This is a genomic window from Paraburkholderia atlantica, assembly GCF_000092885.1.
Taxonomy (GTDB): domain Bacteria; phylum Pseudomonadota; class Gammaproteobacteria; order Burkholderiales; family Burkholderiaceae; genus Paraburkholderia; species Paraburkholderia atlantica.
The window spans coordinates 859,026-879,482 of record NC_014117.1; the positions used below are offsets into that span (position 1 = coordinate 859,026).

Annotated in this window: 15 protein-coding genes and 1 pseudogene; 7 read left to right on the forward strand and 9 right to left on the reverse strand. The window is 61.1% G+C overall.

Translation table 11 applies throughout. The features are described from left to right. Window position 1 precedes the first annotated feature (1 nt). The 3 genes from BC1002_RS03830 (at window position 2) to BC1002_RS03840 (ending at window position 4,239) form a co-directional block, all read left to right on the forward strand. A complete protein-coding gene (locus BC1002_RS03830; RefSeq protein WP_013088762.1) occupies window positions 2-1,192 on the forward strand; it encodes a heme biosynthesis protein HemY in 1,191 nt (396 codons plus the stop codon). A 158-nt stretch (window positions 1,193-1,350) separates the two neighbouring features. Beyond that, window positions 1,351-2,385, forward strand: coding sequence for an SDR family oxidoreductase (locus tag BC1002_RS03835; protein WP_049870197.1), 1,035 nt, complete (start codon window positions 1,351-1,353; stop codon window positions 2,383-2,385). 114 nt (window positions 2,386-2,499) lie between these two features. Further along, window positions 2,500-4,239 carry a SulP family inorganic anion transporter gene (locus tag BC1002_RS03840; protein WP_041734299.1) on the forward strand — a complete coding sequence of 580 codons (1,740 nt, stop codon included), beginning with the start codon at window positions 2,500-2,502 and terminating at the stop codon, window positions 4,237-4,239. 141 nt (window positions 4,240-4,380) lie between these two features. Here the strand turns inward: BC1002_RS03840 and BC1002_RS03845 are convergent, their stop codons facing one another. From BC1002_RS03845 to BC1002_RS03855, 3 genes are all read right to left on the reverse strand, one after another. Continuing rightward, window positions 4,381-4,995, reverse strand: coding sequence for a hypothetical protein (locus tag BC1002_RS03845; RefSeq protein ID WP_041734574.1), 615 nt, complete (start codon window positions 4,993-4,995; stop codon window positions 4,381-4,383). A 223-nt stretch (window positions 4,996-5,218) separates the two neighbouring features. Next, window positions 5,219-5,809 carry a hypothetical protein gene (locus tag BC1002_RS03850; protein ID WP_238537916.1) on the reverse strand — a complete coding sequence of 197 codons (591 nt, stop codon included), beginning with the start codon at window positions 5,807-5,809 and terminating at the stop codon, window positions 5,219-5,221. Window positions 5,810-5,822: 13 nt separating this feature from the next. Then, window positions 5,823-9,677: a type VI secretion system Vgr family protein gene (locus BC1002_RS03855; RefSeq protein WP_013088767.1), complete on the reverse strand. Its 3,855-nt coding sequence runs from the start codon at window positions 9,675-9,677 to the stop codon at window positions 5,823-5,825. A 230-nt stretch (window positions 9,678-9,907) separates the two neighbouring features. Here BC1002_RS03855 and BC1002_RS03860 point away from each other — a divergent pair. Then, window positions 9,908-10,435 (forward strand): annotated as a pseudogene (locus tag BC1002_RS03860) (dehydrogenase family protein); the annotation flags it as partial. Window positions 10,436-10,733: 298 nt separating this feature from the next. Here the strand turns inward: BC1002_RS03860 and BC1002_RS03865 are convergent. The 3 genes from BC1002_RS03865 to BC1002_RS03875 form a co-directional block, all read right to left on the reverse strand. After that, window positions 10,734-11,219: a hypothetical protein gene (locus BC1002_RS03865; RefSeq protein WP_013088768.1), complete on the reverse strand. Its 486-nt coding sequence runs from the start codon at window positions 11,217-11,219 to the stop codon at window positions 10,734-10,736. Between the two features lie 20 nt (window positions 11,220-11,239). Next, complete coding sequence (locus BC1002_RS03870; RefSeq protein ID WP_013088769.1) at window positions 11,240-11,665, reverse strand: hypothetical protein; 426 nt, start codon at window positions 11,663-11,665, stop codon at window positions 11,240-11,242. 326 nt (window positions 11,666-11,991) lie between these two features. Further along, window positions 11,992-13,518 (reverse strand): aldehyde dehydrogenase family protein, encoded by a 1,527-nt coding sequence (locus BC1002_RS03875; protein WP_013088770.1) that lies wholly within the window; start codon window positions 13,516-13,518, stop codon window positions 11,992-11,994. Between the two features lie 309 nt (window positions 13,519-13,827). On the opposite strand from BC1002_RS03875, the gene BC1002_RS03880 reads away from it, so the two are divergent. The 3 genes from BC1002_RS03880 (at window position 13,828) to BC1002_RS03890 (ending at window position 17,124) form a co-directional block, all read left to right on the forward strand. Then, complete coding sequence (locus BC1002_RS03880; protein ID WP_013088771.1) at window positions 13,828-15,864, forward strand: sigma-54-dependent Fis family transcriptional regulator; 2,037 nt, start codon at window positions 13,828-13,830, stop codon at window positions 15,862-15,864. A 181-nt stretch (window positions 15,865-16,045) separates the two neighbouring features. Further along, on the forward strand, window positions 16,046-16,687 hold the full coding sequence (locus BC1002_RS36045; protein WP_013088772.1) for a glycine zipper 2TM domain-containing protein: 642 nt from the start codon (window positions 16,046-16,048) through the stop codon (window positions 16,685-16,687). Between the two features lie 143 nt (window positions 16,688-16,830). Further along, on the forward strand, window positions 16,831-17,124 hold the full coding sequence (locus BC1002_RS03890; RefSeq protein WP_013088773.1) for a hypothetical protein: 294 nt from the start codon (window positions 16,831-16,833) through the stop codon (window positions 17,122-17,124). A gap of 62 nt (window positions 17,125-17,186) precedes the next feature. On the opposite strand, the gene BC1002_RS03895 is transcribed toward BC1002_RS03890, so the two are convergent. The 3 genes from BC1002_RS03895 to BC1002_RS03905 form a co-directional block, all read right to left on the reverse strand. Further along, window positions 17,187-18,065 carry an NAD(P)/FAD-dependent oxidoreductase gene (locus BC1002_RS03895; protein ID WP_013088774.1) on the reverse strand — a complete coding sequence of 293 codons (879 nt, stop codon included), beginning with the start codon at window positions 18,063-18,065 and terminating at the stop codon, window positions 17,187-17,189. A 138-nt stretch (window positions 18,066-18,203) separates the two neighbouring features. Then, window positions 18,204-19,523: an MFS transporter gene (locus tag BC1002_RS03900; RefSeq protein WP_013088775.1), complete on the reverse strand. Its 1,320-nt coding sequence runs from the start codon at window positions 19,521-19,523 to the stop codon at window positions 18,204-18,206. A 137-nt stretch (window positions 19,524-19,660) separates the two neighbouring features. Then, a complete protein-coding gene (locus tag BC1002_RS03905) occupies window positions 19,661-20,419 on the reverse strand; it encodes an SDR family oxidoreductase (RefSeq protein ID WP_013088776.1) in 759 nt (252 codons plus the stop codon). Window positions 20,420-20,457: the final 38 nt, after the last annotated feature.

A 20,457-nucleotide genomic window follows, 5' to 3' on the forward strand; every position in this document is an offset into this window, starting at 1 on the left:
CATGGCGATCCGGGGACTTCTGTGGCTCGCGGCGCTGTTCGCCGTCGCGGTCATGCTCGCGGTGGGCGGGCGCTTCGACGCGGGGCAGGTGCTGCTGATCTATCCGCCGTATCGCGTCGACATGTCGCTGAACCTGTTCATCGTCGGGCTGGTGGTGCTGTTCATCCTGCTCTACGCGCTGTTGCGCATCATCCGCAATATCTGGCGCATGCCGCAGCGCGTCGCCGCGTACCGCGCGCGCGCGCGGGTCGCGAAGGCGCACGCGGCGTTGCGCGACGCGATCGGCAACCTGTACGCAGGACGTTTCTCGCGCGCGGAAAAGGCCGCCAAGGACGCGCTCACGAATGGCGACAACAAAGGCGCGGCCGGTTTGATCGCGGCGACCGCCGCGCATCGCATGCATGAGTACGGGCGGCGCGACGAATGGCTCGCGCAGATCGACGAAGCCGAGTGGCAGGACGCACGCCTGATGGCCACCGCCGACATGCGCGCCGACGGCCGCGACGCCGACGGCGCGCTCCATGCGCTGACCGAGATGCAATCGCAGGGCGCACGGCGCATCCACGCGCAGCAGATCATGCTGCGCGCGCAGCAGCAGCTGAAGAACTGGGGCGAAGTGCTGAAGCTCGTGAAGACGCTGGAGAAGCGCGAGGCGATCCATCCGGCGGTCGCGGTGCGGCTGCGTCAGCTGGCGGCGGAGAATCTGCTGCGCGATCGTCGCCACAACGCGGACGCGCTGCTCGAATTGTGGAGTTCGCTGTCGGCGACCGAGCGTCATTCGCCGCGTCTCGCCGATACCGCCGCCGAACTGCTGGTCGCTCTGAACCGACCGCAGGAGGCGCGCAAGATCGTCGAGGAAGCGCTTGCGCAGAACTGGGATGCGCGCCTGTTGCGCCGCTATCCGGACACGGCCGCCGGCGATGCGTTGCCGCTGATCCAGAAGGCCGAGGCGTGGCTGAAGGATCGGCCGGAAGACGCGGACCTGATGTTTGCGCTGGGGCGTCTGTGTCTGCATCAGCAGTTGTGGGGCAAGGCGCAGTCGTTCCTCGAACGCGCGCTGAAGCTCGCCGACAACGAGACGCTGAAGATCCGCTCGCATCGCGCGCTCGCGCGGCTGCACGAGCAGCTTGGAGACACCGACAAGGCGAGCCAGCACTATCGCGAGAGTGCGTTGGCGATGAACGTGACGTGAGTTAAGCCTCTTTAACCGCTACCAGATGGCCGCAGCCTCGCGCTGCGGCCATTTGTTTTTCCGGCGCCGCTGTCCGGTTCGAATTTGCGGGACTGCGCTTTGCTTCACACCTCACTGGATGCGCAACATGGGAGGTGTTCAAAGTGGCCAGCGACGCTATGACGGTGCAAACCGACACCCGCGGCGGCGACGTCGAGCGCAAGGGCGTCGTCGTCATTACAGGGGCAAGTGCCGGCGTGGGGCGCGCCACCGCGTCCGAGTTCGCGCGGCAGGGCTATGACGTTGGGCTGATCGCGCGCGAGCCGCGGCGGCTCGCGCGTGCCGCCGAGGAGATCGCCGCGACCTATGGCGTGCGCGCACTCGCGTTGCCCGCCGATGTCGCCGATGCCGACGCGATCGAGCGCGCCGCGCAGCGCGTAGATCGCGAGTTGGGCGGCATCGACGTCTGGGTCAACGTCGCGATGGCGACCGCGTTTGCGCCGGTGTCCGCGCTCAGCGCGCGGGATGTCGAACGCGGCACGCAGGTGACCTATCTGGGCCAGGTCAACGGCATGCTGGCGACGCTCCCCGTGATGCGCGCGCGGGGGCACGGGACGATCGTCAATGTCGGCTCGGCACTCGGGTACCGGTCGGTGCCGTTGCAGTCGATCTATTGCGGCGCGAAGTTCGCCGTGCGCGGCTTTACGGATTCATTGCGTTCTGAGTTGCTGCACGACGGAGTCGATATCCATCTGACGATGGTCGATCTGCCCGCGGTCAATACCCCGCAATTCGACTGGGCGCTCAATCGCACGGGGCGCAGGGCGCGGCCGGTGGCGCCGGTGTTTCAGCCGGAGGTGGCGGCGCGGGCGATCTATTTCGCGGCCACCCATCGGCGGCGCCAGGTGTGGGTCGGGTGGTCGACGGTCAAGGCGATCCTTGCGAACCGGATCGCGCCGACGCTGCTCGACCACTATCTCGCGCGTGCCGGTTACGACGGGCAATTGACCGATGAGCCATTGCCCGCCGATGCGCCCGCGAATCTCTATGAGCCGGTGCCCGGCCACTACGCCGCGCATGGCCGCTTCGATGATGAAGCGCGTGCGTACTGCTGGGAGTTGTTTACCGACCGGCATCGCAATGCGGTGTACGGCGCGGCGGTGCTCGCGCTGGCCGGCGGCGTTGGGTGGCTGCTGAGGCGCAAGCGGACTTGATGCGCAATCGGTGTGCCACCTCACTGTCGCCGATGGAGGCTCTGGACTATTCTACGAATGACAGTTCCCCCCACGATCCGTGGCGCGGCGTCATCGACTGCGAACATTCCAAAAATGGAAGCGGACAGGCCAGTTCCTCCCAAAGAACAGACCGCTGCAAGCAGCGCGCGCCGCTGGACGCGCTGGCTGCCGGGGCTGACGGTGCTCAAGACGTACCGGCTGAGCTGGCTGCCGAGCGATCTGACGGCCGGACTGGTACTGACCACGATGCTGGTGCCAGTCGGCATCGCTTACGCGGCGGCATCGGGCGTCCCCGGCGTGTTCGGCCTCTACGCGACGATCGTCCCGTTGTTGGCGTATGCGCTGTTCGGCCCGAGCCGGATTCTCGTGCTCGGTCCCGACTCCGCGCTCGCGGCTCCGATCCTCGCGGTCGTCGTGCAAGTCGCGGCGGGCGACCCGTCGCGCGCGATTGCGGCGGCCAGCATGATGGCGATCGTGTCTGGCGTGTTCTGTATCGTGATGGGCTTGCTGCGGCTTGGATTCATCACTGAATTGCTGTCTAAGCCCATTCGATACGGCTACATGAACGGCATCGCGCTCGCGGTGCTGATCAGCCAGTTACCCAAACTGTTTGCCATCTCGATCGAAGAGCGCGGCCCATTGCGGGACATCCTGAGTCTCGTGCAGGCCATCGCAGATGGCAAATCCAACTGGTACAGCTTCGCGGTGGGGGCGGGAAGCCTCGTGCTGATCCTGTTTCTCAAGCGCTTCGAGAAGTTGCCGGGCATCCTGATCGCCGTGATCGTCGCGACGTTGTGCGTGACCGCATTGCACCTCGATAGCGTCGGCGTGAAGGTGCTCGGCAAAATTCCTCAAGGCCTGCCGAGCTTTGCGCTACCGTGGGTCACCGACGCCGATCTGGTCAAGATACTGCTCGGCGGCTGCGCGGTCGCGCTGATTTCGTTCGCGGATACCAGCGTGCTGTCGCGGACATTCGCGGCACGTTTTCGCAGCCGCGTCGACCCCAATCAGGAGATGGTCGGGCTCGGCGTGGCCAATCTCGCGGCCGGCCTGTTCCACGGCTTCCCGATCAGCAGCAGCTCGTCGCGCACCCCGGTCGCCGAGGCGGCGGGCGCGAAGACGCAACTGACGGGCGTCGTCGGCGCGCTGGCGGTCGCGGCGCTGCTGATGGCCGCGCCCAACCTGATGCACTACCTGCCCAACAGCGCGCTCGCCGCGGTCGTCATCGCGGCGGCGATCGGTCTGTTCGAGATCACGGACCTGAAGAGGATATTCCGCATCCAGCAATGGGAGTTCTGGCTGTCGATGGCCTGCTTTGCCGGCGTCGCGGTGTTCGGCGCGATTCCGGGGATCGGCTTCGCGGTGGTGATCGCGGTTATCGAATTTCTGTGGGACGGCTGGCGACCGCATTACGCGGTGCTCGGTCGCGTCGAGGGTTTGCGCGGCTATCACGACCTGGAGCGTTATCCGCACGGGAAGCGAATCCCCGGACTGGTGCTGTTTCGTTGGGATGCGCCGCTGTTCTTTGCGAATGCCGAGCAGTTTCAGGAGCGCCTGCTCGAAGCCGTCGCCGAATCGCCGCCACCGGTCAGGCGCGTGGTGGTGGCGGCCGAACCGGTGACGAGCGTGGACGTCACCTCGGCCGACATGCTGCGGGAGCTGACGCGCACGCTCGACGAGCGCGGGATTGCACTGCACTTTGCGGAGATGAAAGATCCGGTTCGCGACAAGCTCAAGCGCTTCGAGTTGACCGATCTGATCGGCGATGCGCGCTTTCATCCGACGGTCAGTAGTGCGGTTGATAACTATGTCGAGACGGTTGGGGAGGAATAGTGTTCGGAGCTGAGGCTAGATCCACCGGGGAACAGGTTTGCGCCTGGCGTTCGCTTTTGAAATGCCTGCGAAAACGGTTTGGGACCACGCCAGTTCACTCCTGTTCTTCGTCATTGCGCGACGCCCTTTGCCACCAGCTGTTCACGACGGATTCTGTTCACGGTGGTGCGGATTCAGCGCGGAATAGTCACGATTCAGGAGAACGTCCATCAGGACCGGCGTTTTGGGTTCATCAGGCGCCGGATTGTTTGGGGCTGGGTCTCCGAAAGCAAATTCCACATTCACCGGAAACCGGCTCGTTGGCAGATTCGAAGCACGATAGCGATAGCCATGCAGGCGAACCTGGGGTGGTGCCGTTCCTAGATCATTGCCGGGCCACCGGTTGCCTTGCCCGTCGATCCAGTAGCCGATATCGACCCGGAGGAGGTCTTCCAGCGTCGAGCGGCTGATATCTGTCAATAGTGGATTGAAACGGACGGTGATCGCCGTCACGACTTGCTTCACTTTCGTACGGTCGGCAGAGGGAGCGGCCGGATCGGGTACCACATACACAATGATTTGCGTCTCCGGCAAAACCGGGTTCACGAAGGAATACTCCATAACACCTACCGCACCGCGCTCAGGCCGCGCCGCAAGAATGCGGCCGAATATCGTATGTGCGGGGTCGAAGGGCTGGTCGTCCCGCAGGATTGCCATTGATGTGGTCAATATATTGAATGCCATGTCGCGCTGGGCGTCGGTCACAGTCTGTCCCATCTCAGCTCCTGGCCCCGACGATCCTGAGGGCGTCGGCGTACTGAGCTCTGCATGTACCGGGATTGCGAACGAGAGCATCACGAGGATTCTGCCAGTAGGCCTGAACCACTTCCGCGCAAGCGTAGGCGTCTTCTTCATGAAGTTGGCTCCTATAGCCGGTTTCGAATTGCGCCATTTTTTGTGTGGGAGCAGAAACGTTTAGCATGTCACATCAAGACGGCCTCTAATCATGATGTCGCGGGCGCAGCGCGGAATAGTCACGATCAAGGTGCACGTCCATCAGGACCGGCGTTTTGGATTCGCCAGGCGTCGGATCGTTTGGATCTGGGTCGCCGAAAGCAAATTCGACGTCCACTGGGAACCGGCTCGTTGGCAGAGTCGAAGCGCGATAGCGATAGTGATGCAGACGAACCTGCGGCGGCACCGTGCCCATATCATTGCCCGGGCGCCGCTCGCCGTTGCCGTCGATCCAGTAGCCGATATCGACCTGCAGGAGATCTTCCAGTGTCGAGCGGTTAATGTCCCTCATTAGTGGATTGAAGCGGACCGTGAAGTGCGTAACGACTTGTTTGACCTTAGTGCGGTCAGCAGAGGGGTTGGCAGGATCGGGGACCAAAACTACGATGATATCCGCCTCCGGCAAAACCGGATTCACGAAGGAATATTCCATCACACCTACCACACCGCGCTCAGGCCGAGCTGCAAGAATGCGGCCGAATATTGCATGCGCGGGATCAAAAGGCTGGTCGTCCCGCAGGATCGCCATTGCCGTGGTCAATATCCTCAAAGCCATGTCGCGCTGGGTGTCGGTCACGGTTTGTCTCATCTCAGTTCCTTGCGTCGACGGCCCGAAGGGCGTCGGCGTACTGAGCTGTGCATGTACCGGGGTTGCGAACGAGAGGATCACCGGGATTGCGCCAGTAGGCCTGAACCACTTCCGCGCAAGCGTAGGCATCCTCTTCATGAATTTGGCTCCTATAGCCAGTTTCGAATTGCGCCATTTTTTGAGCTATTTCAGTGGAAACATGCAGCAACTCAGATACCTTCCTTGCAGCACGCGGGAGATCTCTCTTGACGTAGTTCCAGCCCGGCTTGTCCTGCAGGCTGGAAATCAGCCAGTAGTAGTGGAATACAAGCATTCTGTGCAGACCTATGTGAACACGATGATCGTCGGGTAGCGGCTTGTTTCCAGCCGCTGTGTACGCTTTCTTCAGCATCGTCGACCAATACAACGACCGGATGTTCGGCAGATCCCTGTAGTCGTCCGGAAAGTGCTGAAGCAACGAAAACATCCAGAAGTACTGCTGGCAATGGCGAGACTCGTGATACAGCGTGTCTGCAAACGCTCTGAGGCGGTTATCTAGCGCGGCCGGCTGATCCCGGAGTCCGACGATGTGCGCAATCTCGCTCTCGTTGATGGCGATAACCCAATCCCCACCGATGAAGGCGGCGCTGACTTCCTGACGCAGGTTGTACCGTGTTGCCCGCTCTGGATTGACAATCACAATCCGTGGCATGGCACCGTTATTTTCCCGGCTAGCGGTATGACCGCTTGGCAATCCGAAGGGCCCGGCACCAAGCGCGTTTTCCAGATGCGGCCTGACCGTGTCTTGAATCATGTCTTTCGAATCGGCAGTCAACGGCCACGCCACCCCGCCCCAATCAATCCCCTGCAGCGCAGCCTTAATCGCAGCCGCATAAGCCTTGGTCACCGGGTATTCGACACCCTTGCGCATCGACATACCGGCAGGCGTATCACCCTCGGCCGCACCATTGACGAAGTGATAAAACCGCAGCCCGAAGTTCATCGGATCGCACGAGACGAATTCGGGTCGTTTATCTTCCGTCGTCGCGCTCTCGTTCGGCGAGGCCACGGCCTTTCCTGCGACCGTGGCACTGCGTTTCTCGGCATTGGGTACCGCGCCAGCGAATGACTCATTCGCCGCTCTGATCACTGCGCCTCTGCTAAGCGCAATCACTTTGTCCGGCTCGCTCGCGGCAAGCAGTTCGACCGTCGCGAACGCAAGCATGTTGCTGGTGACGAGACTCGCCTCGCCAAACGCGTTGGTCACACCCTGAATCAGTTGACCATCGTCGAGCGTGATCCGGTACGGCTGATTCGGCAGCGCAAAGCCGGAATCGTGTTCGATCAGAACATGATGCGCCGCCAGCCTGCCGGGATCGTCTGGCGTGACGGGAAGACTGACAGGCCGTGCTGCTGGCCCATCGGTCCGATGACCGCTCGCATGGATCCGATGCTCCCCACCCGTATAGACCTTGTACCCGTCCGAATTGATGACCACTTTCGTGTTGCCCGCATGGAAGACGATTTCCTTGCTGGCCATCAGATTGATCGAATCGGTGCTACTGATGATACTGACGACGCGTTGCGCGATGATCTCGACGTCATCGCTTTGCGCGTCGATCTGCACCTTGCCCGATACGGCCTTGAGCCGGATGCCGAGATGTTGCGCAAACACCCGCACGCCGTTGAGCGCCGACGCCAGCAGCGATTTCACCGCCGCGACGCTGACGTGTCCGCCCGCGCTGAGCGCGATGTGTTCGGCACTCGCCACGTGCGTGCTTTGCGCTGCCGTGAGACCGAGACCCGCCGCGCTGGCCAGCACCAGGTCGGGCTGGCTCAGTTGCGGAAAGGGAAGCTGCGCGCTTGCCCTGCCGCCGCGAATCGCGTCGTTCTGCGCCTTGATCGCCTGCGCGACCTCGCTTTGACTGGTCTGCTGTTCCTGTGCCTCGTAGCGCCGCGCGAGACCAGCGAGGTTCTCGTGGGTGTCGCGCGCCTGAGTGAGGCGCGCCACGGTCTCACCGGCATCTTTTGCCGGCGCACTCGCGCCGTGGCGTGCCTCGGTGGTGATCAGCATGCCTCGGTTGGCTCGCGCGACACCCCATGCGTTCGTCGCGAGTTCCCAGCCCTCACCGCGTGCTTGCTGCCGGCCTGCGTCGCGCACGACATGCGTGTTGTAGCCCACCACGAGGCGCGACTGTGCGTGGTCGCTGGCGATCTGCGCTTGCAATTGACCCGGCGTGTCGTCCAGTACGACGTGATTGGTCTGGCTCGCACACCCCGCCTTGAGCTCGCTGCTAAGGATGCCCGAGAGCGCCTGGTTGTCGGGCAGCCTCCAGGGCGGCTGATTCTGGCCGTTGACCATCCGGTCCGACACGTAAGGCTTGTCCGGGTCGCCTTCGTGATAATTGACCGTGACCTCCTGACCGACGCGCGGCGGATAGATCGCTCCGAAACCGTTGCCTTGCCACGGCGACGACACCCGCACCCAGCAACTGGCGCTGTCGTTCTTCGGGGCAAGCCGCTCCCACGCAAAGCGCACCTTCACGCGTGCGTATCCATCGACCCATATCGGCTGGTCCTCGGGGCCGACCACGATTGCCGTTTCCGCCGCGCAACGCGGCTTATTCTTCTGACGGTTTCTGAAGAACGTATTGGCGGGTTGGAGCACGAAGTCGGTCACGCACTGGCGCAGCGGATCGTTCGTGTCTGCGCCGGGTGACTGTGTGTTCTGCGGTGCATTACGGATATCGAGGGTCGTCGATACGACCAGATACTCGGCGTTGACTTCCCGCTGCGGATGGTTGTCGAGCCAGAATGTTTTCCCCGTTGTCAGACCGCGCAGATTCCCTTGACCCTTCAGCCGCAGACGATGACTGCGCATTGCATCGACACGCACGCTCGCGAGGTGTCCGGCTTCATTGCGGAAGTCGCTTCGCTCACCTGACAGTCCCGCCGCACCGGCAAGCGGCTGCGAGTAGTCGCCCCAGCCGTATTGCCCGATGTTGTCGTAGGCTTGCTCGCTGTGGCTCTCGTACTCGCCCTCGAAGCGCGCGCCGGGGCGCGTGTAGTCGTAATCGATCAGGCTGACCTTGCCTGTCGTGATCTGATGCGATAGCTCGAGCTTGTGAACGTGCTCCTCGTCGACGTGCCTGCTGCGGGGGGCGTAGTAGCGAAGCGTGTCGTATGCGTTGGCGTGTCGTTTGTGCGAGCCGGGCGAATCGCACAGTACCAGGGTCATTCCGTCGAACAGGTAGTAGATTCCCCATTCTCTCCAGATCCGCGTGAGGAAATCGAAGTCGGATTCCCACATCTGCCGGACATAGTCCCGCTTCGGGTAGCCGTTGCGCAGGCCTGGCGCGCCGAGTTCCATCACGGCCGGGAAGTGATATCGCTCCTTGAGTACCAGGTCAGTGATGTCCACCACGCTGGCGTCCTGGAAGATCCTGCTGTCGCAGTTCTTCGTGGCCAGCCACAGCCAGGGACGGACGACGAGGCGGTAATAGGCGCGCCGTTCATCGGTACCCATCTGTTTGATGCCTGTGATGAGGCCCGACATCGTGCGGCGGTCGGCGCCCACGTGTGCCACGTCGTCGCGCACCAACACATGACGATCGTCCAATCCGTTGCCGTCGAAAGCGATCGAAATGTCGATGACCTTGCCGATCAGGCGATCAGGCGCGACGAGTTCCTGTGCTTGCCATACACCGAGCGTCGGACTTTCGATCGTCGCGACATCGAGCGTGTATCGATAAAGCTTGCCCAGGGTTTCGGTGCCGCGCAGGCGGAGCGGAACGAGTAAAGGCGCATTGCCCCATGTGGGTAGTGCGTCAGAGGAAAGAGCCAGGATGTGGTCACTGAGGTGAGCAAGTTCTCGCAATTGGCACGCTCACGATGCAGTCAGAATCGCGCCGCAGCCTGTGCTATTGCCTGCGAGCCGGAACATTGGCCGGCCGTTGCCGTTCGTCATCGTCGTTCCTTGTTATGTGCGAACGACAAGTATCGGGAGGGAAATGACCCGCGGCGATCGGAATTGGATGAATTTTTAGCGTAATTGGGCAATAAATTCGATTCGTCGAGCGAGCGGACCCTCAAGGCCAACATGGGTTCATCCACGCTGGTGACATCGGCGTGGGCGGTCGCGAAGTCGGTTTTATGGCCGGCATGATGAAGCAGCTCTCCAATCGCGCCGATTGTCTGTTCACCGGCAAGGGACTGTCATTCGGCGGCTCGCTGATTCGCCCGGAAGTCACCGGCTACGGCACCGTGTACTGCGCCGAGGAAATGCTCAAGCAGACCGGCCGCAGCCTCGACGGTTTGCGCGTTAGCGTGTCGGGTTCCGGCAACGTCGCTCAATATGCCGTCGAAAAAGCCATGGCGCTCGGCGCCAAGGTCGTCACGGTCTCGGATTCGAGCGGCACGGTCGTCGATGAAGACGGCTTCACTGCCGGGAAACTGGCCGAGCCGATGAACGTGAAGAACCATCACTACGGCCGTGTCAGCGATTACGCAAAACGTGTTGGACTCGATTTCCTGTCGGGGCAGCGTCCGTGGCATGTGCCCGTCGACGTCGCGCTGCCGTGCGCCACGCAAAACGAACCGAATGCCGAGGACGCTGCAACGCTGATCAAAAACGGGTGTAGCATCGACGCTCGACCGAAGTTGTTGACGATGTGAATGCACACAAAAAGGGCTGGCCCGAGGGGCAGCCCTTTTTCCACTTCGGAATCCACGAATTAATGCCGGGACTCTTAGGTGCGTGAAGCCGACGTAAGCGGCTGGACAAGCTTGCAATTACCCGCTTCTCTTTAGCGCGAGCTCATAGGCAGGCTGGGTGCCAACGCATTTTCCCGGACGCTTTGATCTGCGTACGCCGCGCATGAGCGACACTGGTACTCGCGCCGCGAGCCCGGAGGTAGATGGCCATCAAGGCAGTTCACTGTTTAAGAGGCTTGATCGTGAAGTGCTCGCCATGCGCGAGGCAATCGTTGACTACCGCATACCACCAGGCGCGAGTGACTACGTCATTTCTGCCGTTGATGTCGTGGAGCGTCGCCACAGTATTTTTTCCCAATTTGAAATTAGCCTGCGCCGTGATCAAACCTGCTTCGCGTCTTTCCTGATCGGAAAAACCGCGCCATTGCAGCAATCGCTTCTGCTCCGCCCAATACACCCATATATCGAGGTCATCGTTTGGCCACGCGTAGCCGATTACACAGAAGTGGTTGGTGCCTCGATTCTTCTTCCAGTATGAGAGCAGTTTCCTGATCGCGACTTCCGGCGGCCCGTAGTAAGGATCATTGTCCGGAAGGGCACGTTTTAGGGGTTGTGGGTCGAATTCGGGTGGAAAATCATCCGTTGCATGGGCTGGTGACACATGTACCAGTAGGAGAAAACAGAAAAGATGCGCAACGTATTTCATGCCTGATCCGTCATGTAAGGCTACATGTGTGATCGCAGTAGCGGATCTTTTATGAACGCTTCGCTCAGTGTATAAAAATCTTGACTGCCTCTGCTTTCGTAAAAGATGAAATTAGACCCCGGCGATCCTCTGCCACTCGTTCGCCATGCGTATAGGCCGGTGGAGCAAGGATCACTTCCTGACTTAACGCCTCTGGCGACATCGATAGCCTTTTGAACATATTGCCGATAGGCCTGAAAATTTGCGTTCGTCGAGTCGTTGGCCATCTTCAGAACATCGTCGATTATCATTTTTTGTCCCGTCTCGATCGAGGGATAGCGCTCGAAATCTTTTACCTGATTAGGGGCCTTGATCGAGTCAGTGAGCGTTGTTGCCACCTTGCCCGCGCCGAAATGCGCCGAGCCAAAGCGCCGGCGATTCACCAATACCCAGCGCATCCATTGCATACTTATCAACGTCTGATCGGCGGAAACGAAGCTACGTTGCCCAGGCGTAATAATCTGGTTGGAAAAACCAGTAATGATTTGCCGATTCGGCAGGCTGTGGCGGGAGTGACGTACGGAAACACCGTACGTGGAAAATTCAAGATTTGTGTTGCAGATCGTTAACCCGTTCGTGCGATTTGCCGCGAACGTCTATTCCATGGCGTTTGCCGGAGACGCGGGTGAACGAGATGTGCCGGACGAGATTGCTGGCTCCCGCGCATACCCAACGTCTGGGGCACGCGTGGGGGTAGAGCGCGCGTCGTCAGTGAACGACGCGCGCCGTTCGCTCAGAAGAACCCGAGCGCCTCCGCCTGATAGCTGACCAGCAGACACTTCGTCTGCTGATAATTCGACAACGCCATCTTGTGCGTTTCCCGCCCGATGCCCGACTGCTTATAGCCACCGAATGCCGCGTGCGCCGGATACAGATGATAGCAGTTGGTCCACACACGTCCCGCCTCGATTTCGCGTCCCATCTTGTAGGCGCGGGTACCATCGCGCGTCCATACGCCCGCGCCTAGGCCATAGTACGTGTCGTTCGCGAGTTCGATCGCTTGCTGTTCGTCCTTGAACGTCATCACCGAGGCGACCGGCCCGAAGATTTCCTCCTGGAACACGCGCATATCGTTGTTGCCGAACAGCATCGTCGGCTTCACGTAGAAGCCCTCGCCGAGGCCGGCGCCAGGGGTCGCGCGCTCGCCACCGACGAGACACCGCGCCCCTTCGTCCCGGCCGATGTCGATATACGACAGGATCTTGTCGAGCTGCTGCTGTGATGCCTGCGCGCCGATCATCGTTTCGAGGTTCAGCGGATGGCCGGCCTTGATGCGTTCCACACGGGCGATCGCCTTCTCGATGAAGCGCTCGTAAATCGACTCCTGAACCAGCACGCGCGATGGGCACGTGCAAACCTCGCCCTGATTCAACGCGAACATCGCGAGACCTTCGAGCGCCTTGTCGAGGAACGCGTCGTCGCGGTCGAGCACGTCGGCGAAGAAGATGTTCGGGCTCTTGCCGCCGAGTTCGACCGTCGACGGAATCAGGTTATCCGCGGCTGCATGCAGGATTCGCTTGCCGACCGGGGTCGAGCCGGTGAACGCGATCTTCGCGATGCGCTTGCTAGTGGCGAGCGCTTCGCCCGCTTCCTTGCCGAAGCCGTTGACGATATTGATGACGCCGGCAGGGAAAAGATCGCCGATCAGTTCGATCAGCACGAGTACCGAAGCCGGCGTCTGCTCGGCGGGCTTCATCACGATGCAGCAGCCGGCCGCGAGCGCGGGCGCGAGCTTCCATGCGGCCATCAGCAGCGGGAAATTCCACGGGATGATCTGACCCACGACACCAGCCGGTTCGTGAAAGTGATAAGCGACCGTGTTGTCGTCGATCTCCGAGATGCCGCCTTCCTGCGCGCGGATGCAGCCCGCGAAATAGCGGAAATGATCGACGGCGAGCGGTAGGTCAGCGGCCATCGTTTCGCGCAGCGGCTTGCCGTTATCGATCGTTTCCGCGACCGCGAGCAGCTTCAGGTTCTTCTCCATGCGCTCGGCCACCGCCAGCAGCAGATTCGCGCGCTCCGTCACCGACGTCTTCGCCCACTTGCGGCGCGCTGCGTGCGCGGCGTCGATCGCGAGGTCGATGTCCGCGGCGCTCGAGCGAGGCACGCGACAAAACGGCTGCCCGTTGATCGGCGACACGTTGTCGAAATAGTCGCCACCGACCGGCGGCACCCACTTGCCGCCGATGTAATTTTCATAGCGCTGGCGATAGGGATACTCGATGTCGATGCCGAGGGCTTTCAGGTCAAATGGATTCATCACTTGTCTCCGTTTGTGATGGTGATCGGGTGACTGCGCGGGACCACATCAGGCAGGAACCATACCAATGCATCGACATACGAAATTTCAGGGATTGGGCTCGGATATAAAGCGGAAGCGTTCCGTTTCGGAACAGTTATGCGGGCAGCGGTTGTTCAGAAACGCCGCAGATTCGGCCGACGCTGATGCAGATCAAGGATGCGGGCCCGCGCGGGGTCACGGCAGGCGTCGGGCGGACTGGCAAAGGGAGTATTCTGTTGACACGCATCAAAGCGTCCGGCACGACCCGGGCGCATCCAGGAGGAGACAATGCGCGACGACGTTCATCCGGTCAGCGTGGCGGCGGCTAACCGCGCCAAAGGTTGGCCTGCACCGGCGATCCAGAAAGCCCACGAACGCTCCGAGACGTTCGGCCTGCGCGCATCGTTCCGGCCGGATTACGACATCCTGTCCGACACGGGACTCGCGTTGAAGCGCGAACAGAACCAGGTGCTGTGCGCGCATGCGATGCCGGTCATGGAGACGCTGCGCGAGCAGATCGTCAACACGCAAAGCATGATCGTGTTGACCAACGCCGAAGGGTTGATCCTGCATTCGATCGGCGACGACGACTTTCTGCATCGCGCGGAAAAAGTGGCGCTGCGGCCCGGCGCGAACTGGGCCGAGGATCGTCAGGGGACCAACGCGATCGGTACCTCGCTGGCCGAGGGGTGTGCGATGGTCGTTCATGGCGATCAGCACTATCTGGCGGCGAACCGCTTCCTGACCTGTTCGAGTGTGCCGATTCTCGATCCGTATGGTGATCTGATCGGCGTGCTCGACGTGACGGGCGACCATCGCAGCTATCACCAGCACACGATGGCGCTCGCGAAGATGTCGGTGCAGATGATCGAAAACCATCTGTTCTCGACTGCGTTTCGCGACGTGCTGCAAGTGTCTTTTCACGGACGTCCCGAGTTTCTCGGCACGCTGATGGAAGGGATCATTGCCTTTACCGACGATGGCCGCTTTCTGTCCGCGAATCGGAGTGCGCAATTTCAGTTGGGCTTGCCGCTCGCTGCATTGCGCGCGCATACGCTGTCGTCGCTGTTTCAGATCTCGTATGCGCAACTGATCGATCGTTTGACGCATGGCGTTGCGCCGCATCTGATGCTGAATCTGCACAACGGTGCGGTGGTGTGCGCACGTGGGCAGTTCAGGCGGGCGTCGTTTGGGCTAGAGCGCGGCGCCGTCGATGTGCAGGGTGCAGTTGCGCCGCGACCGGTGTGTGCGAATGCGCGTCAACCGGCTGCGGGACTGTCGCGGCTCAGCGATCTCGATACCGGCGATGCTCGTGTGGCTGCACTGATTGCGAAGGTTCGCAAGGTGCTCGGCAAGGATATTCCGATTCTGATCACCGGCGAGACCGGTACCGGCAAGGAGCTGCTCGCGCAGGCGATTCATAACGATTCGCCGCGACGTGATGGCCCGTTTGTCGCGGTCAACTGTGCTTCGATTCCTGAGTCGCTGATCGAATCCGAGCTATTCGGGTATGAAGAGGGTGCGTTTACCGGCGCGCGGCGGAAAGGGGCGATCGGCAAGCTGATGCAGGCGAATGGCGGCACGCTGTTTCTCGATGAGATTGGGGATATGCCTTGTTCGTTGCAGGTGCGCTTGCTGCGTGTTTTGCAGGAGCGGGTCGTGACGCCGCTCGGGGCGGCGCGGGCGATTCCCGTCGATGTCTCCGTTATTTGCGCGACACACCGCAACTTGCGCGAGATGATTGCACAGCATCAGTTTCGTGAGGATCTTTACTATCGGATCAACGGGCTTGCGGTGCGGTTGCCGGCGTTGCGGGAGCGGAGCGATCTCGCGGTCGTCGTTGAGAAGATGTTGCAGTGGGAGTCAGTTGAAGGCGGAGGGCGGCAGGCTCTCAGCGTTGCGGCTGATGTGATGGCGGCGTTCGGGCGACATACGTGGCCGGGCAATTGCCGGCAACTGGCAAATCTGCTGCGGACTGCGGCGGCGATGGTGGAGGACGATGGGGTGATCCGGTGGGAGCATTTGCCGGATGACTTTTTGGATGACGTTCGTGGTGCGGGTTGCGGCGGTGGCGAGGCAGATCGAGCTCACTCTGCCATGTCGGCCGTTTCCGACGTTGCGGCTGCGGACGCGCTTGCTACAGGTGATGCACCGGTACGTGACGGCGCGCGGCTGCAGGATGTCGCCGCGTCGGTAGTCGCGATGACGCTGGCGCGTTACGGCGGAAACGTTTCGGCGGCGGCGCGTGCGCTTGGGGTGTCGCGGAACACCATTTATCGCAGGATGCCAGCGGCGCAGTCGGGACGGCGGCCCGAAAAGGATTGACGCGGGAGTGTTCGCAGGACCAGTCGATAATGGCCGGGCGACCGGCCATTGTTTTTCCATGAGTCGGTTTGCTTGCCAACGCGTAGCGGCTAACTACAACTGCTTACAGATCTCACAATAGCAAGGTCCACCGGCTCGATGGTATCGGCGTTCTTGAAGGCACATACCACGGAGCCAGCAAATGAACACGAACTTGCCTTCCGATTCATCCCCGCGCAGCCGCATTCATCCTCTGGTCGCCGGAGCTGCTGTTGCTGTCATTCTCGCCAGTGGCACCGGCATTGCCGCGATGACCGGTCTGCTTCCGACATCCCGTGCGGTGACGCCGCCGCCGTCGCAAACTGCATCGGTGGCGGTGCAGCCAGCCAGCACGCCGCTCGAATCCCATGTTCATCCCCGCCATAGCAATGCGTCGTCGCCAGCGCCCAGGTACGCGCACGACGATAGTTACCGTGATGCCACCCAGCCGCCACCTCGAGCCGTTACCGTCGACCCTGATGGAGGTGAGGTCGTCGCGGTCAACGCGGTCCAAACGCAAGAGCCGGCCACCGGGCTCGGCGCTGTAGGCGGTGCGGTGGCAGGCGGCCTGCTGGGCAATCAGGTTGGTCAAGGTCGCGGCCGTGTTCTGGCGACGATAGCGGGTGCGGTTGGCGGCGGCCTTGCCGGTAACGGTATCGAACATGCGGTACGCAAGGTCGCCACCTACCAGGTGCAAGTCAGGATGCAGGATGGCAGTTATCGAAACTTCAACTATGACAATCAGCCTACCGTTCAGGTTGGTGAGCGGGTGCATGTCTATGGCGATTCGCTGAGCGCTTCGTGAGCACGCAGAGAACCGCAGGGCACAACGCCTTACAAACGGTTACCTGACTGACACTTCACGTTTACTTGCCAACCGGCGCGACACATACAATCGATATCGCTAAATCGCATCAACATCCGATGCCAGCGAACAGGGAGAGATACATGAAGCGCACCTTCATTTTGTGGATTGCAGGCGTTTGCGCTGCGTGCGCTTCCAGCGCTGCGCTGGCTCATGTCGACCTTGGTGTTTACCTTGGCGCGCCGGGGCCGGTTTATGTCGCGCCGCCCCCAGTGGTCTACGAGGCGCCACCAGTGACCTACGTGCCTGCTCCGGCCTATGGCTACGGGTATGGCTATGGGTACGAATACAACGACGACCGTGACAGGCACTGGCGCCATGACCGTGGCTGGCACAAGGGCTGGGAGCATCATCGTCACGGGGACGATGACGACTGATCCAGCACTGCATCCAGTTCCCGATATCGCAGCGCTCGATGAAGAACGCGTCGATGCTTGAGTTATCTTGCACCGTAGAAATGACGGTACTGCCACGCGGACTGCCTGATCAACTCGTCATCCGGCCATGGCCCGGTTCCAAATCTGGCAATCGACAGAGGCGATAAATCGATGAGGGGAGCACCGTCGACGATCCACGCGGCGAGCATCTCCCCAAGTGCCGGGGCGATAGAGAGTCCTGCGACATTGCAACCGCTCGCGAAGTAAAACCCCCGAATGGCCGGCGCGGGGCCGACGACGTGCTGGCCATCGGCCGTCATCGTTGGCAGCCCGCCACGATGCTCGCGGATCGCGGTGTTCAGAAGCACCGGAAGCTGAGCCTCGACGTCCCGCGCATAGTGCCAGAGAACGTCGGCATCGAGCGACAGATCCTTGACGTCGAAGTTGGCGTCGAAGCCATTCATGTCGAAGAACCTCGGATTTTCCTCGTAGACCCCCCACAGAAATCCTCCGTCGCAAGGTCTCATATACACCGCGGCATCCATAATTCGGACCATCGGCAATTCGGCTCGGGCATCGGGCACGGGCTCGGTGACGAACAATTGCTGCGCTGTTGTAACAAGAGGAACTCGAATTCCGCTGGCCTCGGCCACTTGTCGCGTCCAGGCGCCGGCCGCATCGACCACGACCGGTGCGTGGATACGGCCGCACGTGGTGTCGACCCCGGTCACCTCGCCGTCGTCGATCAGGACGCGCGTCACCGCGGTGTTCGGCAGTAACGCAGCCCCGTTTGCCTGCGCTGCACGAGCGAAGCCGATGGCCACTTGTGCGGGATTGAAATACATCATCGCGACCCGAGCGCCTCTCTTCGACAAGTGAAAGGCTGTCGCTGCGCCCAACCCGCCGGAGCCAATGACGATCACATCTGCCGATTCGATCATCGATACTTCTCCTGCCTCGCTCATTCGATACAACGTCGCGAAAGCGGCCATTCGATTACTAGATGCTCGCACCTATGCCAACAAAAAAAGCCCTGGCGTAGAAACATCGCCAAGGCTTTTCTCATCTGCGAGTCTGTCTTACCTATTAACCATCCTCGCCGGCACACTAATAGCAAGCAAACCGCCGAGCACCATAAACGCCGCGAGCATATACATTCCTGAGTCATTAGCCGCGGTAACCTCTTTCAGCCACCCCACAGCATAAGGACTAAGGAAACCCGCCAGGTTCCCAATCGAATTGATCATCGCAATCCCCGCAGCCGCGCCAGTCCCCGCAAGAATCGCCGTAGGCAGACTCCAGAACAACGGCAGTGTAGTGAGGATGCCCATAGTAGCCAGCGTCAATCCGGTCATGGCAAGCACGGTGTTATGCGTCCAAACGACGGAAAGCACGAGCCCCACGGCACCAAGAAACGCCGGCACCGCAATGTGCCACCGCCGTTCCCTCGACCGATCCGCACTCCGCGCCACAAACACCATCGCGACGACAGCCGCCGCAAACGGCACCGCCGACAGCAACCCGATCAGGAACGCATCGCTAACGCCGGTCGATTTGATAATCGTCGGCAACCAGAAGCTCACTCCATAAAGCCCCATCACAAACGAGAAGTAGGTGAGACTCAGCATCAACACCCGCCCGCTCGTGAACACCTGCCGAATCGGCATATCGTGCTTGGTCGCTTCCTCAGCCGACACCTGGCTCTCGAGCAACTGCTGCTCTTCCCGAGTAAGCCACTTGGCGTTCGAAATCCGATCGTCGAGCACCACGAACACGATGATCCCAACGAGCACCGAAGGTATCCCTTCGAGCAGAAACAGCCACTGCCACCCGTGCCATCCATTCACGCCATTAAAGTTCTTCAGGATGTACCCGGACACCGGCCCGCCAATCACCCCCGACAACGCAATCGCCGTCATAAACCAGGTCGTCATCCGCCCACGCCGATGCGCCGGATACCAGTAGGTGAGATACAAAATAATCCCGGGAAAGAACCCCGCCTCGGCAAGCCCGAGCAAAAAGCGCATCACGTAAAACATCGTCGGCGTGGTGACGAACATCGTCAGCATCGATATCACGCCCCACGAAATCATGATCCGTGCGATCCAGACACGCGCGCCGACCTTATGCAGGATCACGTTGCTCGGCACTTCGAAGATGAAATAGCCGATAAAGAAAATCCCCGCGCCGAAGCCGTACACCGCATCGCTCAAGCCAAGATCCGTGCTCATCCCCAGCTTCGCGAAACCGACGTTCACGCGGTCTAGATACGCAACGATGTAGCACAGCATCAACAACGGCGCGAGCCGCCAGGTAACCTTGCGATAAGTCGCTTCTTCGAACGTGGAAGGCGGCGCGCCAGCGCCGGGATGGTGGAGCGGATCTGCAGGACTAGCCATGACTGTGTCTCCTCTTGTTATGGAATTGAAATGCCACCGCCGATCGATTCTATCCGCGCCAGGCCATTTGCACGACGAATCGATATTGGGGGAAAACACTAACTGCGCACGCAGCGCGCGCGCAGCGTTTGACAACACTACACGCAGCGCCCTCCATCCACTTCGAGGCACACGCCGGTAATGAACTCCGCCTCATCCGAAGCCAGATACAGCGCGGCATTCGCAATATCCTGCGGCGTCGAAAACCGCCCGAGCGGTATCCCCGCGAGGAACTTCTGCCGATTCTGCGGCGTATCCTCGACCCCCATGAACTCGGACAGCAGCGCGGTCTCGCCGATCACCGGATTCACGCAGTTCACGCGAATCCGCTCCGGCCCGAGTTCGACGGCGAGCGACTTGCTGGCGATGATCACCGCACCCTTGCTGCCGTTGTACCAGACGAGGCCCGGCCGCGGCCGCACGCCCGCCGTCGACGCGATATTGATAAAGCTGCCGCCGCCTTGCTCGCGGAAATACGGCACGAACTCCTGCACGCTCCAGTAGATGCTTTTCACGTTCACCGCATAGACGCGATCGAACTCGGCCTCGGTCACTTCGAGCACCGGCTTGTTGCGATGCGTAGTGCCCGCGTTGTTGACGACGATCTGCACGCTGCCGAAGTCTTCGAGCGCGGCTTCGCGCAGCGTGCGCCAGTCGTCGCGTTGCGCGACGTTGCCTGGCACCGCGATCGCCTTTCCGCCCGCAATCGCGATCTCACTCGCGACGCGTTCGGCGGCCGGCCCGTTGAGGTCGTTGACCACGACGTTCGCGCCTTCGCGCGCAAAGGTCTTCGCGATGCCTTCGCCGAAACCCGAACCGCCGCCCGTGACGATGGCCGTTTTACCTGTCAACCGCATGATGTCTCCGTTGTTTGTGATGGATAGAGCGCTGCGTT

Coding starts and splice junctions, on each gene's coding strand:
- BC1002_RS03870 (WP_013088769.1), bottom strand. CDS start 11,665: ATGCAATGGATGCGCTGGGTATTGGTGAATCGCCGGCGCTTTGGCTCG.
- BC1002_RS03890 (WP_013088773.1), top strand. CDS start 16,831: ATGAAGCGCACCTTCATTTTGTGGATTGCAGGCGTTTGCGCTGCGTGC.
- BC1002_RS03830 (WP_013088762.1), top strand. CDS start 2: ATGGCGATCCGGGGACTTCTGTGGCTCGCGGCGCTGTTCGCCGTCGCG.
- BC1002_RS03845 (WP_041734574.1), bottom strand. CDS start 4,995: ATGGGACAGACTGTGACCGACGCCCAGCGCGACATGGCATTCAATATA.
- BC1002_RS03875 (WP_013088770.1), bottom strand. CDS start 13,518: ATGAATCCATTTGACCTGAAAGCCCTCGGCATCGACATCGAGTATCCC.
- BC1002_RS03835 (WP_049870197.1), top strand. CDS start 1,351: ATGACGGTGCAAACCGACACCCGCGGCGGCGACGTCGAGCGCAAGGGC.
- BC1002_RS03900 (WP_013088775.1), bottom strand. CDS start 19,523: ATGGCTAGTCCTGCAGATCCGCTCCACCATCCCGGCGCTGGCGCGCCG.
- BC1002_RS03880 (WP_013088771.1), top strand. CDS start 13,828: ATGCGCGACGACGTTCATCCGGTCAGCGTGGCGGCGGCTAACCGCGCC.
- BC1002_RS03905 (WP_013088776.1), bottom strand. CDS start 20,419: ATGCGGTTGACAGGTAAAACGGCCATCGTCACGGGCGGCGGTTCGGGT.
- BC1002_RS03840 (WP_041734299.1), top strand. CDS start 2,500: ATGGAAGCGGACAGGCCAGTTCCTCCCAAAGAACAGACCGCTGCAAGC.
- BC1002_RS03865 (WP_013088768.1), bottom strand. CDS start 11,219: ATGAAATACGTTGCGCATCTTTTCTGTTTTCTCCTACTGGTACATGTG.
- BC1002_RS03895 (WP_013088774.1), bottom strand. CDS start 18,065: ATGATCGAATCGGCAGATGTGATCGTCATTGGCTCCGGCGGGTTGGGC.
- BC1002_RS36045 (WP_013088772.1), top strand. CDS start 16,046: ATGAACACGAACTTGCCTTCCGATTCATCCCCGCGCAGCCGCATTCAT.